Source organism: Pseudomonas sp. R1-6, from assembly GCF_051132115.1.
Taxonomy (GTDB): domain Bacteria; phylum Pseudomonadota; class Gammaproteobacteria; order Pseudomonadales; family Pseudomonadaceae; genus Aquipseudomonas.
Genome location: NZ_CP071662.1, coordinates 4259222 through 4271607, shown reverse-complemented (window position 1 = coordinate 4271607; position 12386 = coordinate 4259222). Strand labels below are relative to the sequence as shown.

Below are 12386 nucleotides of genomic sequence, written 5' to 3'. Positions count from 1 at the left end.
GATCACTTCCATTGGCTTTGGGCAACGGCTACCGGGACAGTGCTTTGTTTTTTATGACGACTGAACCGTCTGTTGCCTACAAATTCCCACCCTTCTTCCACCCCAGATACAACGTCACCAGCTCGGCCCCCAACTCCCCGGGCCGAGCTTGCAACACCGCCATCCCATGGGCACTCAACCGCTCATGCAACGTCGCCCGCGCACTCAAATATTCCACCGTCCCGCAATAAGCCAGCGCGTCAGACACGGTGTGCACCGGCGCTTGGCGCAGGCGGTCGAGGGCTTCTTCGCGCAGGCTTGCCACCAGCACGCGATGGCGTTGGCCCAGGCGTTTGACGGCGGCCAGCAGTTCTTCGTCGTCCTCGTCCCGCAGGTTGGTCACCAGCACTACCAAAGCCCGGCGTTTCTGCCGGGCGAGCAGTTGGGTGACGGCGGCCTGGTAGTCGGCGGGGTGTTGGCTGCTGTCCAGGTCGTAGACGCTGTTGAGCAACACGTTGAGTTGATCTGTGCCCTTGACCGGGGCGAGGTAGCGCGGCTGTTCGCTGGCGAAAGTGCTCAGGCCCACCGCATCGCCTTGGCGCAGGGCGGTGTAGCTGAGCAGCAGGCAGGCGTTGAGGGCGTGGTCGAAATGCGACAGCTCGCCGTCCTGGCTGCGCATGCGCCGGCCGCAGTCGAGCATGAAGATGATTTGCTGATCGCGTTCGTCTTCGTATTCCCGGGCGATGGGCGTGCGGTGGCGGGCGGTGGCTTTCCAGTCGATCTGGCGCAGGCTGTCGCCCTCGCGGAATTCGCGCAATTGATGGAATTCCTGGCCTTGGCCGCGGCGTTGCCGCTGGCGGATGCCGAGCTGGCTGAGCCAGTTGTCCACCGCCAGCAGTTCGCCGTCGTACAGACGGGCGAAGTCCGGGTAGACGCGGGTGCTGTCGAGCGTGTCGATCAGGCGTTTGTCGCTCCACAGGCCCATTGGGCTGGGCAGGTTGATTTCGCAATGTTCGAAGGTGAAGTGCCCGCGCTTGAGCGGGCGGACGCGGTAGCCCAGCTGGGTGAGCTGGCCGGGTTGTAGTTGTGCTGAAACAGGCAGTTGTTCGAAGTCCAGGCCATTGGGCACGTGATCGAAAATCTCGATTTCCAATGGCTGGGGCAGGTCGTGGCGGATGCCCAGGCGCACTTCGCTCCATCGGCCCAGGGCCAGGCTGCCGGGCAAATGGCGTTGGACTCCGGGCGAGGGCAGGCGCCGGACGCGCACCGCGTCGAGTATCGACAGGGCCAGCAGCGCCAACAGCAAGCCCCAGTGGATCGACAGCAAAGTCGAGGGCACCGCGATGCCCAGCGCGCGCAATGCACCCAGCACAATGCCGACGGTCAGCAGGATCGCGAGCCAGGCGAGCAGCAGGCGGGAGGGTTTCATGGTCGCGACTTTCCCGTGGCGAGGGAGCTTGCTCCCGCTGGGCTGCGAAGCGGCCCCCTGGATTTGACTGACACACCGCAAGGGGAGGCTGCGCCTCCAGCGGGAGCAAGCTCCCTCGCCTCGCAGAGCACTTCGGTCCGAGAGAAATTCACAACCTTGGCGCCGACACTTGATCGAGCAACTGCCCCAGCACCTGGTCCACCGAAAGCCCTTCGATGTCCAGCTCCGGCGCCAGCCGTACGCGGTGGCGCAGCACGGCCAGGGCGCAGCCCTTGATGTCGTCCGGAACCACGAATTCGCCGCCGCGCAACATCGCGCGCGCGCGGGCGCAACGCACCAGGGCAATCGAAGCCCGAGGCCCGGCCCCCAGGGTCAGGCCCGGCCAAGTGCGGGTGGCGCGGGCCAGGCGCACGGCGTAGTCGAGCACCTGGTCGTCCATCGGCAGCTCGCTGGCGATGCGTTGCAGCGCTTGCACGTCCTTGGCTTGCAACACCGTGCGCAACGGCTGAACGTCGAGCATGTCGGCGCGGGTCGAGCGGCTGACCTGGCGCACCATGTTCAATTCCTGATCGGCGTCGGGGTAGTCCATGCGCACCTTGAGCATGAAACGGTCGAGCTCGGCCTCCGGCAACGGGTAGGTGCCTTCCTGTTCGATCGGGTTCTGGGTCGCGAGCACCATGAATGGCTGGGCGATCGGCAGCGCGCGGCCTTCGAGGGTGACCTGGCGCTCCTGCATGGCTTCGAGCAACGCCGCCTGGGTCTTGGCCGGCGCGCGGTTGATCTCGTCGGCGAGCAGCAGGTGGGTGAACACCGGCCCCTTGCGCAACTTGAACTGCTCGCTCTGCAGGTCGTACACCGCATGGCCGGTGACGTCGCTGGGCATCAAGTCCGGGGTGAACTGGATACGCGCGAACTCCCCGCCAAAACAGCGGGCCAGGGCGCGCACCAGCAACGTCTTGCCCAGCCCGGGAACGCCTTCGAGCAGGACATGACCGCCGGCGATCAGCGCCGTGAGCACATCATCGATCACGGCTGCCTGGCCGACCACGGCCTTGTGCAGCTCGGTGCGGATCGCCTGGGCCAGTTGACTGGCGCGCTGGCGTTGCTGGGCGGCGTGGGCCTGGTTGTCTGAGGGCTCGTTCTGTTCAGTCGTCAATTCTGGCGTTCTCCTAACGGTTTATAAGGCATTCCTAAGGGTTTGCAAAAGGCCGACCTGACGGCAGAAGTCGGCGCTGGACAGGCGTTGTTTCGGCCGAGGGCTGAGGGCCTGGCTGATGGTTCGCGTGGGTTGGCGCGTCAGACGAGCTAGCACTTGCCATTGTTCGGCGACCACCAGTTGTTCGAAACCCGGATGAAGCTGGCGCGCCCGGCGCAGCACGTCCTGTTGCAGGCTGTGCAACAGGTGTTGCTGGCCGTTGTGGCGCAACTGGAAGGCGGCGCTGGCTTGCAGGTGTTCTTGCAGTTGGCGTCGCGCCTTGGGCGCCGGTTGTTGCAGCGGGCCATGGCGCACCGCCGACCGCCACAGCCAAAGGGTGATCAAGGCCAGCAGCGCCACGATGGCCTGAGGGAAGTAGCGCAGCAGCAGGGTCAGCAGGTTGTCGTGGTCGGTATTGAACAGCAGCGTGACGTCGTTATCGGCGCTCAGGTACCAGAGCAGCCAGGCGTTGTCGTACTGGTCGATCTGGTCGTTCTTCCACAGCTCGGCGTCGGTCAGCACGGTGATCGTGCCCAGACCGTGACTCAGTTGCATCAGGTGAGTCGCCGCCGCGCTGTTGGCCCAGGCCTGGGCGAGGTTCAGCGGGTCTTCGAGGTGAAAGTCGGTGTCGAAGCCGATGTAGGCCGGCGCCTCTTCGTCTTCCAGGTACAGTTTGGTCAATTCGGGGTAGGGATCCTTGATTAGCTCCGGCTCCGGTGCCTTGAGGTCCTTGCTCAAAAGTTGGCGCAGGCGCACGCGGTCCAGCAGCAGGTCGCCGCTGCTGTTCGTGCTGTCGTCCCACAAGGCCTCGGCGACGAACAGCAGGCGCCCGCCGGCGCGGGTCCAGTTCATCAACTGGTCGACTTCCCGTGGCGTCATGTTGCTGCGTTCGCCCAATAGCAACAGGCTGCGTTGGTGCGGTTCGAGCGTGGGCAGCACGTCCAGGCTGTTGGCGTGTTCAACGTTGATGCCTTGCTGGCGCAAGAATCGTTCGGCGGCCAGGTACGGGTTGGCCTGGGCTTCGGGGGAGGGGCCGTGCTCGATGGTTTCCTGATAGGGCACGGCCTTGAGGTACAGGTACACCGCCAACGCACAGGTCAACGCGGCACCGACTGCGCCGATCACCCACCCCGTGCGCTGGCTCATCGGGACGCTCCGGGGCCGAACAATTCGCGCCAGCCATTGCACAACTGCTGTTGCAGATGGGCGGGGGGAGGGCGGTGTCCATAGGCAATGTTCTGCCAATGCAGGGTCAGGTGCCTGCTGAAGGCCATCAGCGGTTCGTGCTGGAGCTGTTCAACCCGTTGCAACACCTGGCCTTCGGTGTCGGCCGGCTTGAGGGGCATGTTGAACTCATGGTGCAAACGGCTGAGCAGCGCTCGGTACAACAGGCCCAACGCCTCGCGTGGCGCGTCGGACCACAACTGCTCGGCGCTGGCCGCGACATCGTTCGGCAAGCTCTCTTCGCGGATATCCAGGCCAAACATGCGTGCCGGCGCGGGGCGCTCCGCCGGCAGGCGTTTCGTTGGCCGGTAGTTGGCGAGCGCCTTGAGCCGTTCACGATAGTGCCAGGCCAGCCAGACGATCGCGCCCACCAGCGTGGCCCAGAGCAGCGCCTGGATCAGCGCAGCGATCGTTTCGAAGCGTTTGGCGCTCCAGTTGAACATCGATTTCAGCCAGCCGGGGGCTTCATCGGTTTCGGCCGATTCGGTGGCTTCTTTGCCGAATCGATAGCGCGTCACGGTTTCCGGATTCTTGAAAGGGGGTGCGTCGAGGATCGCCTTGATGCGCTCGCGAGAGGCTTGGCTGGTGACGGGTTGGTTGAGCAGGCGAGGGCTCTGGGGTGCGTTGCTGTTGTCATCGGCCCATGCGGGTGGCGCCAGCGGCAGGAGGGTCAGGGCGAGCAGCGCCAGGGCAGGCGCTACGGTGCCCAGGCGTTGGCGCAGGCGGCGGAACACCAGCTCGATGTCCCAGGCTTCCAGCAGGGTGCGTCGATTCAGGTAGAGGCTGAAGCCGCAGGCGACGTAGATCGGCTCCCAGACAATCAATAGCAGCGGATAGAGGACATTGAGCAGGTGTTCGAGCCACAGCCAATCGTGTTCGGCGACGGCGATCAGGGTTTGCCAGTCCCATTCCAGTTCGACTTGTTGCGGCACGAATAGATAGAACAGGGCCATCAGGCCGAACCACAAGACGGTCTCCAGGTGCACGCCGAGGATGGTCAACCATTGCGCGGCGCCGCCGTTGCGTTGCAGCAGCACGCGCAAGCGCTGCTCTCGTGCCTCGCCGGCGAGCCCTTCGAGTTGCACGACGGGCATCAGGAAGCTGCGGCTCAGGCTCAGCCGGCGCCAGGTCAGGCTGGCCAGCAATTGTGGCTTGAGCAGCGTCGGCCATTGGCGCAAGGCCTGTTTCAAGGTCGGCGTCTCGCCAAACAGCGCCTTGGACAAGATGTACAGGGGCAGGCGTTCGAAGGCCGGTTTCAGCCACCAGAATATAAACACCACCAAGGAGGGCGAGTCCCACAGCAACAAGGTCAGTAGCGCATACACCGGCAGTGTGACGATGGCCCAGCTGGCCATCAGCAGCCGCCGGTGCTGCTGGGTCATCAGTACGCCGAGGTCCATGGCTTCCCAGGTGGTGCGTGGGCGGATCGCTACCGTGACGTCACTCAGGCGCATGCTGGCCTCGCCCGGCGAACAGCAGGTAACCGATCACCAGCAGCCACAGTAGCGCGCCGATGGTGTATTTGGTGGAGGGTGTCGCGGCGCTGGAGGACCAATAGGCCTCGACGAACGCTGCAATGAGCAGGAAGAGGATCACCCCGGCGATGATCAGCACGCTTTTGCCGGCGGCCAGTCGCAAGGCTTCGCCCCGCGTGAGGCGTCCCGGCGCGATCAGCGCCCAGCCCAGTTGCAGGCCCGCGGCACCGGCCAGGGTGATGGCAGTCAACTCGAAAGCGCCATGGTCAATGACGAACGACCAGAACGTCCCGCCCGAGCCGATCTGGGTCAGGTGCCCGGCCACCGCGCCAATGGTCAGGCCATTGAAGAACAGGAAGAACGCGCTGCCCAGGCCGAACAGCAAACCACTGGCGAATGTCTGAAAGGCAATCCCGATGTTGTGCATGATGTAGTAGCCGAACATCACCCAATCCTCGCTGGCGGCCCGTTCGATCGAGCGCCCCAGGTGCCCCGCCGCCGGGTCGTACATGCCGCGGATCTGGCTGACTTCCTCGACGCTCAGCAGGCTGTAGACCAGCTCGGGGAACAGGTACACCAGCAAGCCGACGCCGACGAGGCTGCCGATGAACATCAGGCCCGCCGCCAGGACGAATCGCCATTGTTCGCGCACCAGGCGGGGGAAGCCGGCCAGGATAAAAGTCGACAGGCCGGTCGAGGGGTGGCTGCGGTCCCGGTAGAGTTGCTGGTGTCCGCGCAGCGCCAGTTGCTGCAAGGTGTCCACCAGCAAGCTGCTGTAGCCCCGGGCCTGGGCCAGCGCCAGGTGTTGGCAGAGCTGTCGATAGGCGTGGGGAAAGTCGCTGCTCTGGGGGACGTTGCGGCGGCGCTCCAGTTGGTCGAGCAGGCGGGACAGGTGTTCCCATTCCCCTTGGTGGCGGCTTTCGAACAGGCTTTGCTTCATGTCGGCCCCAACAGGCCGCGGGCGATGCCATTGAGTTCAGCCACGGCCCCGGTGGGGTGCACCTTCAATGGCGCGGCCAGGATTGCCGCCAGTTCGGTGACCCTGGCGTCGGACAATTGTGCCTGGCGCTCGGCGAAACCCAGCACGGCGCGTTGTTCCACCAGGGCCAGGGCAAAGGGCGGGCGTAGCGGCCGGGCCATTGGCAATTCGGGACGCTTGACCGGTTGCTCGCGATAAACCACCAGCGTGCCAGCGGCCAGGTCGCCCAAGCGCTTGAAGGTCGGGTGTTGCAGGCAGCAGAGCGCTCCAAAGGTGTAGCCGAACGGCAGCATGTCGACGAAGCGCAGCAGGTTGCGGATCAACGAGGCCGACCAGCCGATCGGCCGACCATCATCCTGCACCACGCGCAACCCCATGATCTGCTTGCCGGGGGAGCGGCCCTGGTTCAGCACCTCGAACAACACCATGTACCACCAGCTGACGATGAACAGCAGGATCGAGCCCAGGCCGATCCCCAGTTCGCCGAAGAACGCCAGGACGACAAAGAACAGGCCGAGCACCAGCCCGCGTATCACCAGGTCGATGGCGAAGGCCAGCGCACGAGGCATCAGCCCCGCCGGGCGCAGTGGCAGGTCGATGCCTTCGGGCGTTTCGACCTGGTAACGCGTGTCCAGTGGCGGCGGCAGCGGCGCGTTCCTTTGCAGTGCTGTTGTCTCGAGCATGGGCAACCTGTGATGGCCGTTCGAACGTTCGATCTCGGCGCAGATGCTAGGGTCTGTATGAATGTGTTCGCGCGAAGGCCAGACAAGGCGAAACGGGGCGAGGAAGTGGAATGTACTGGAGTACATGAGCATTCCGAGCCCCGTTTCAACGCAGTATGGGCGAGTGCGGATACATTTCGTACAGAGCCTATCAGTCTTCGGGCGGGCGCACGATATGGCCGTGTATGTCATTTCATGGCCTGCAACAGGATTAAAGGCGCGAAGGCTGGCGGGCGCAGGGTACGAACGCCTAGACTTCGCCAGTCCTCAGCCCAGGAACACCCCGTGACTTCCATCTTCTGGTACGACTACGAAACCACCGGCATCAACCCACGGTGCGACCGCCCCTTGCAGGTGGCGGGAATACGTACCGATTTCGACCTCAACGAAATCGACGAGCCGGTGAACCTGTATTGCCGGCCCAGCGATGACATCCTGCCCCACCCGGCGGCCTGTGCCATCACCGGCATTACGCCCGCGTGCCTGGCGGAAAAGGGCTTGAGCGAAGCCGACTTCATGACACGCGTCCATGCGCAGTTGGCTGCGCCTGGGACCTGTGGTGCCGGCTACAACACCTTGCGCTTCGACGACGAAATGACTCGCTACAGCCTGTATCGCAATTTCTTCGATCCGTACGCTCGGGAATGGCAGGGCGGCAATAGCCGCTGGGACCTCATCGACCTGGTGCGCGCCGCCTATGCGCTGCGCCCCGAGGGCATCGTCTGGCCGCAGGAGGATGGCCGCGTCACCCTCAAGCTCGAACGCCTGACGGCCGCCAACGGCATCGATCATGGCCAGGCCCATGACGCGCTGTCGGACGTGCGTGCGACCATCGCCCTGGCCCGGTTGATCCGCGAAAAACAGCCCCGGCTCTACGACTGGTTGTTCCAGTTGCGCGGCAAGCAGAAGGTGATGGACCAGATCCGCCTGTTGCAGCCGATGGTGCATATATCCGGGCGCTTCTCGGCGGCGCGAAACTACATTGGCGTGGTGCTGCCGCTGGCCTGGCACCCGAAGAACCGCAACGCCTTGATCGTCTGTGACTTACACCTGGACCCCCAGGGCTTGCTTGACCATGACGCGCAGCTTTTGCGCCAGCGGTTGTACACCCGCCGCGAAGACTTGCTCGACGGTGAGCTGCCGGTCCCCCTTAAACTCATCCACATCAACAAATGCCCGGTGGTTGCGCCGCTGGCTGTCTTGCGCGCCGAGGACCAACTACGGCTGCAGCTGGACATGGAGAGCGTGCATCAGCGGGCGCTGCGGCTAAGTGACGCACAACACGTCTGGCAAGACAAACTCCAGGCTATTTACGGGCAAGAAGACTTCACTGCCAGCGAAGATCCCGAGCAGCAATTATATGCAGGGTTTCTCGGTGATCGTGATCGCCGTTTATGTGAACAAGTTCGCATGGCGGATCCGTCTGATTTGGCCCAACAGCAGTGGCCATTCGATGATGAACGCCTGCCGGAATTATTGTTTCGATATCGTGCGCGCAACTTTCCGGAGACCTTGGATCCAGCGGAACAACAGCGTTGGACACTTTTTTGCCAGCAACGCCTGTCTTTGCCTGAATGGGGCGCGCCGAATACGCTGAGCAATTTTGATGAGGCGATGACAGAATGGATGGACCTATCTTCGCCGTTGCAGCGCGATGTGCTGATGCAATGGCAGGGCTACAGCCAACAATTGCGCAAACGTTTTAGCCTCTAAACTGCCACGCAGCTATTGAAAGCCAGGGTAAAAACCCAGGCATAAAAAAACGCCAGCAAATCGCTGGCGTTTCTGCTTGCAGGCTCCACCTCTTAACGCGCGGCGCCGCTGGCGAGGCTTAGCCAAGCAGGGTTGCCCAGCCTTCTACCACGTCACCGCCCCACTTGGCTTTCCACTCTTTCAACGTCTTGTGGTTGCCACCTTTTGTTTCGATGACTTCGCCATTGTGCGGGTTTTTGTATTGCTTAACTTTACGAGCACGTTTGGTGCCGGTCGTTTTTACCGCGCCGCGGGGTGCTTTACCCGACTTGGCTTCTGGATCCAGCAGGGCAATGATATCGCGCAGGGACTTGGAATATTCGCCCATCAGCGTGCGCAGTTTGCCTTCGAATTCCAATTCTTTTTGCAGTTTGTCGTCTTTGGAGAGGTCGGCCAGACGTTGTTGCAATTCTTCAATAGCTTGTTTTGTGGCGTTGTATTCGGTGATCAGAGACATGGGGACTACCTTATGTAGGACGCTGGTGACAAGGAGACAGTGAAGCAATAGTAATCAGACAGTTTCATCAAGTAAACATTTAAGCCGTGTTTATTTAGTTAAATAGTGCGGGTGCCATGGAAATGGGCATCGCAAATAAATACTCGATGCTGTCTTCATATCCGTTCACACAATTGCGGCGCAGCCACAGGCCACGTCGCGCGCAGCCTCGGTGGTCCCGGGCGGGCAGGGTGTGCGATCGATACTGCAGTTTTGCTACGCAATGGCTAGAATGGCCGCCTTTTTGCGAAGTTCTGGAGTTCCCCTCATGCGCACTTTTCGGCTGGTGATCGCTTGCCCGGACCGCGTCGGTATCGTTGCTAAAGTCAGTAACTTTCTGGCGTCCCATAATGGCTGGATCACTGAAGCGAGCCATCACTCGGACAACCAAAGTGGCTGGTTCTTCATGCGCCACGAGATCCGCGCCGACTCGCTGCCCTTTGGCCTCGAAGCCTTTCGCGAGGCATTCGCCCCGATTGCTGAAGAGTTCTCGATGGATTGGCGTATCACCGATACCGCGCAGAAAAAGCGCGTGGTGCTGATGGCCAGCCGCGAGTCTCATTGCCTGGCTGACTTGCTGCACCGCTGGCACAGCGATGAGCTGGATTGCGACATCGCGTGCGTCATTTCCAACCATGACGACTTGCGCAGCATGGTGGAGTGGCACGGCATTCCTTATTACCACGTCCCCGTCAATCCGCAGGACAAGCAGCCGGCGTTCGCTGAAGTCTCGCGGCTGGTCAAGCAGCATGACGCTGAAGTGGTGGTGCTGGCCCGCTACATGCAAATCCTGCCGCCATCGCTGTGCAGCGAATACGCGCACAAGGTCATCAATATCCACCACAGCTTCCTGCCGTCTTTCGTCGGCGCGAAGCCGTACCACCAGGCATCGATGCGCGGCGTGAAACTGATCGGCGCAACGTGCCACTACGTCACCGAAGAGCTGGACGCCGGCCCGATCATCGAGCAGGACGTGGTGCGTGTCAGCCACAGCGACAGCATTGAAGACATGGTGCGATTCGGTCGCGACGTGGAGAAGATGGTGCTGGCGCGCGGCTTGCGTTATCACCTGGAAGACCGCGTGTTGGTACACGGCAACAAGACCGTCGTATTCTGATCCAACGCAGAACCCGGTGAGGGAGCAAGCTCCCTCGCCACGATTAGCCTTGAGAGGGCGTGGACCATGACCGATCCCTTGGACAAAGCCACCGCCAAAGCTCCGCCAACCGTGGGCGAGGGCTGCCTGAGCCGCTACGATCCCGACGCGTTGAGCCCCGAGGACGGCACTGAGTTTCCCGACGCCGCGAAGCTCTGGGACGAGCTGAACGACAAGCCTCAGGGCGACTCCGAACCCAATCAATAAAGGGTCAGGCCTGCCTGAGCCTGATCAGCTTCTTGATCAATGGTCGCCCGACCATCAGGAAAAACACTGGCCCTCCGGCCAGCAGATAAAAGTAATAGGTCACCGCTCGCCAGATCAGAATCGCCGCCGCCGCGGTGGATTTTCCTACCATGGGCGCCAGTAGCGCCGCCGAGGTCAACTCCGCCGCTCCGGCGCCGCCCGGCAGCAGGCTGAACTGCCCCGCGCTCAGAGAGAGCATCTGGATCAGGAAACTCCACGCCCATTGCAAATCCGCCCCCAGCCCTTTTAATGCCAGATAAAGCACGCTGTAGCGCAGCGCCCAGTGCAGGCAGGTCAGGCCGAACACTTGGAAAAGTGTCATTCGGGGCAACTTCAACGTATCGGTGAACGCCGCCAGGAAATTGAGGATCTTGCGTCCCCAACGCCGGCGAGTGCTGGTTTTCACCCGTAGGTGGCGCAGCACTCGGGCACCCAGCAGAATCAGCCGGCGATGGTAGCGCGCGACCAGGGCGCAGCAGGCCAGGCCGCCGAACATCGAAATCGCGCTCAACGCCAGCATCCATTCCATGCGCTGGCTGAGGTTCTGGAACAGCGCGTAGAACAGGATGCCCAGCAAGGCACACAGGAAAAACAGCAGATCGCTCAACTGATCCATCGCGAATACGGCGCTGCCATGGGCCGGGCGCACGCCGTTGCGCGCCAGCAGGGCCATCAGCGTCAAGGGGCCGCCGCTGCCGCCGGGCGTCGCGCACATGGCGAACTCGGTGGACATCACCACGCCCATGCTTTTGACCGCGCCGATGCGCCCACGGTGCTCGCCCAGCAGCAAACGCAGGCGCATCGAGTTCAGCGCCCAGCACAGCACAATCATGCCGAGCATGACCAACAGCAGCGACAACGGAAAGCGCTGCACCCGCGACCACATTTCCCCACCGCCCACCAGCATCGGCACCACAAGCGCGATGAGCAGGGCGGCGACCAGCCAGATCAATCGCTTCATGCGGCGTTACTGACCCGCAGGCTCTGGGTTGCCAGCCAGCCGGCCTTGGTCATCGGCACACGTCCGTCCTCAAGCAGGCGCTGCAGGGTGCATAGCCAATAATCCCGGGAAAAACCGTGGCGCATGTCCACCGGGTGCAGCCCCAGGCGAATCACAGGTGCCTGGCGCCAGCGCTGTTCGCGCTGGTCGCTGATGATTTTCGACAGGCCCCGGCGCCAGGCGCTGCGCGCGCTCCAGACCAGGCCCGGCGCATCGATCTGGGTGAACTCGGGCAAACGGTAAAGGTGTTGGGTATCGCTGGTGTAGCTCAGAGGCAGCTGGCGCAAGGCTTGCCGGGTGCCTTCGCTCATCAGCCAGGCGGGCGCGACGAAACCTTGGAGCGGCCATTGGTACCGCTGGAAGATTTCGATACCGGCTCGTAGGCGAGCGAGGGCGGCCTCTTCGGACAATCCATAGAACTCGCCTTCGTGGGTGTAGACCCGCCGCATGAAAAAGTCCTTGGGATGAAGGGCGGGCGGGCCGTCGTCGCAATGGTAGTAACCGTGCAAGACCAATTCATCGCCGCGCTCGACCCGGCCGTCCAGCAAGCGCCTGAAGCCGGGGTGATCGTCCAGCGCATTGGCATGATGGAAATCCGGCACCACCAGCCAGGTCATCGGCACCTGGCCAAGGGCGTCGACGGCTTCAACGAAGGGCTGGTAGTCGGGCCAGGTCTGGGGCGCGACGTCATGGAGCACCAACAGCAGGCTGGGGGTGGGATTCATTGCCATCG

General features: G+C 62.7%; 12 protein-coding genes. 3 read left to right on the top strand and 9 right to left on the bottom strand.

All coding sequences use genetic code 11. The features are described 5' to 3' along the window. Nucleotides 1-76 precede the first annotated feature (76 nt). The 6 genes from J3P81_RS19365 to J3P81_RS19340 all read right to left on the bottom strand — a co-directional run bounded on the left by J3P81_RS19365 (nucleotide 77) and on the right by J3P81_RS19340 (nucleotide 6964). Nucleotides 77-1408 (bottom strand): DUF58 domain-containing protein, encoded by a 1332-nt coding sequence (locus J3P81_RS19365; protein ID WP_434560353.1) that lies wholly within the window; start codon nucleotides 1406-1408, stop codon nucleotides 77-79. A 148-nt stretch (nucleotides 1409-1556) separates the two neighbouring features. Next, a complete protein-coding gene (locus tag J3P81_RS19360; RefSeq protein WP_434560351.1) occupies nucleotides 1557-2564 on the bottom strand; it encodes an AAA family ATPase in 1008 nt (335 codons plus the stop codon). 21 nt (nucleotides 2565-2585) lie between these two features. Next, complete coding sequence (locus J3P81_RS19355; RefSeq protein WP_434560349.1) at nucleotides 2586-3749, bottom strand: DUF4350 domain-containing protein; 1164 nt, start codon at nucleotides 3747-3749, stop codon at nucleotides 2586-2588. Further along, nucleotides 3746-5281: a DUF4129 domain-containing protein gene (locus J3P81_RS19350; RefSeq protein WP_434560347.1), complete on the bottom strand. Its 1536-nt coding sequence runs from the start codon at nucleotides 5279-5281 to the stop codon at nucleotides 3746-3748. The genes J3P81_RS19355 and J3P81_RS19350 overlap by 4 nt, the downstream gene beginning before the upstream one ends. Then, a complete protein-coding gene (locus J3P81_RS19345) occupies nucleotides 5268-6242 on the bottom strand; it encodes a stage II sporulation protein M (RefSeq protein WP_434560345.1) in 975 nt (324 codons plus the stop codon). The genes J3P81_RS19350 and J3P81_RS19345 overlap by 14 nt, the downstream gene beginning before the upstream one ends. After that, nucleotides 6239-6964 (bottom strand): RDD family protein, encoded by a 726-nt coding sequence (locus J3P81_RS19340; protein ID WP_434560343.1) that lies wholly within the window; start codon nucleotides 6962-6964, stop codon nucleotides 6239-6241. The genes J3P81_RS19345 and J3P81_RS19340 overlap by 4 nt, the downstream gene beginning before the upstream one ends. 324 nt (nucleotides 6965-7288) lie before the next feature. Between J3P81_RS19340 and sbcB the strand changes: the two genes are divergently transcribed. After that, nucleotides 7289-8716, top strand: a complete 1428-nt coding sequence (sbcB, locus tag J3P81_RS19335) for an exodeoxyribonuclease I (protein ID WP_434560341.1) — start codon at nucleotides 7289-7291, stop codon at nucleotides 8714-8716. Between the two features lie 118 nt (nucleotides 8717-8834). Here sbcB and mvaT read toward each other — a convergent pair whose 3' ends face one another. Further along, the gene (gene mvaT / locus J3P81_RS19330; RefSeq protein WP_420765277.1) at nucleotides 8835-9212 is read right to left on the bottom strand and encodes a histone-like nucleoid-structuring protein MvaT; all 378 of its coding nucleotides are present in this window, start codon (nucleotides 9210-9212) and stop codon (nucleotides 8835-8837) included. Between the two features lie 307 nt (nucleotides 9213-9519). On the opposite strand from mvaT, the gene purU reads away from it, so the two are divergent. Next, nucleotides 9520-10368 (top strand): formyltetrahydrofolate deformylase, encoded by an 849-nt coding sequence (gene purU / locus J3P81_RS19325; RefSeq protein WP_420765276.1) that lies wholly within the window; start codon nucleotides 9520-9522, stop codon nucleotides 10366-10368. A 66-nt stretch (nucleotides 10369-10434) separates the two neighbouring features. Continuing rightward, the gene (locus J3P81_RS19320) at nucleotides 10435-10614 is read left to right on the top strand and encodes a hypothetical protein (RefSeq protein WP_420765275.1); all 180 of its coding nucleotides are present in this window, start codon (nucleotides 10435-10437) and stop codon (nucleotides 10612-10614) included. 4 nt (nucleotides 10615-10618) lie between these two features. Here J3P81_RS19320 and J3P81_RS19315 read toward each other — a convergent pair whose 3' ends face one another. Together J3P81_RS19315 and J3P81_RS19310 are read right to left on the bottom strand one after the other, a co-directional pair. Next, nucleotides 10619-11614 (bottom strand): lysylphosphatidylglycerol synthase transmembrane domain-containing protein, encoded by a 996-nt coding sequence (locus J3P81_RS19315; protein WP_420765274.1) that lies wholly within the window; start codon nucleotides 11612-11614, stop codon nucleotides 10619-10621. Further along, nucleotides 11611-12384 carry a DUF2334 domain-containing protein gene (locus J3P81_RS19310; protein WP_434560339.1) on the bottom strand — a complete coding sequence of 258 codons (774 nt, stop codon included), beginning with the start codon at nucleotides 12382-12384 and terminating at the stop codon, nucleotides 11611-11613. Before J3P81_RS19310 ends, J3P81_RS19315 begins: the two co-directional genes overlap by 4 nt. Between the last annotated feature and the right edge of the window lie 2 nt (nucleotides 12385-12386).

Bases quoted from the DNA above. Each gene is read 5' to 3' on its own strand.
- J3P81_RS19365 (WP_434560353.1), bottom strand. From the start codon at position 1,408: ATGAAACCCTCCCGCCTGCTGCTCGCCTGGCTCGCGATCCTGCTGACC.
- purU (WP_420765276.1), top strand. From the start codon at position 9,520: ATGCGCACTTTTCGGCTGGTGATCGCTTGCCCGGACCGCGTCGGTATC.
- J3P81_RS19355 (WP_434560349.1), bottom strand. From the start codon at position 3,749: ATGAGCCAGCGCACGGGGTGGGTGATCGGCGCAGTCGGTGCCGCGTTG.
- J3P81_RS19340 (WP_434560343.1), bottom strand. From the start codon at position 6,964: ATGCTCGAGACAACAGCACTGCAAAGGAACGCGCCGCTGCCGCCGCCA.
- mvaT (WP_420765277.1), bottom strand. From the start codon at position 9,212: ATGTCTCTGATCACCGAATACAACGCCACAAAACAAGCTATTGAAGAA.
- J3P81_RS19345 (WP_434560345.1), bottom strand. From the start codon at position 6,242: ATGAAGCAAAGCCTGTTCGAAAGCCGCCACCAAGGGGAATGGGAACAC.
- J3P81_RS19350 (WP_434560347.1), bottom strand. From the start codon at position 5,281: ATGCGCCTGAGTGACGTCACGGTAGCGATCCGCCCACGCACCACCTGG.
- J3P81_RS19315 (WP_420765274.1), bottom strand. From the start codon at position 11,614: ATGAAGCGATTGATCTGGCTGGTCGCCGCCCTGCTCATCGCGCTTGTG.
- J3P81_RS19310 (WP_434560339.1), bottom strand. From the start codon at position 12,384: ATGGCAATGAATCCCACCCCCAGCCTGCTGTTGGTGCTCCATGACGTC.
- J3P81_RS19320 (WP_420765275.1), top strand. From the start codon at position 10,435: ATGACCGATCCCTTGGACAAAGCCACCGCCAAAGCTCCGCCAACCGTG.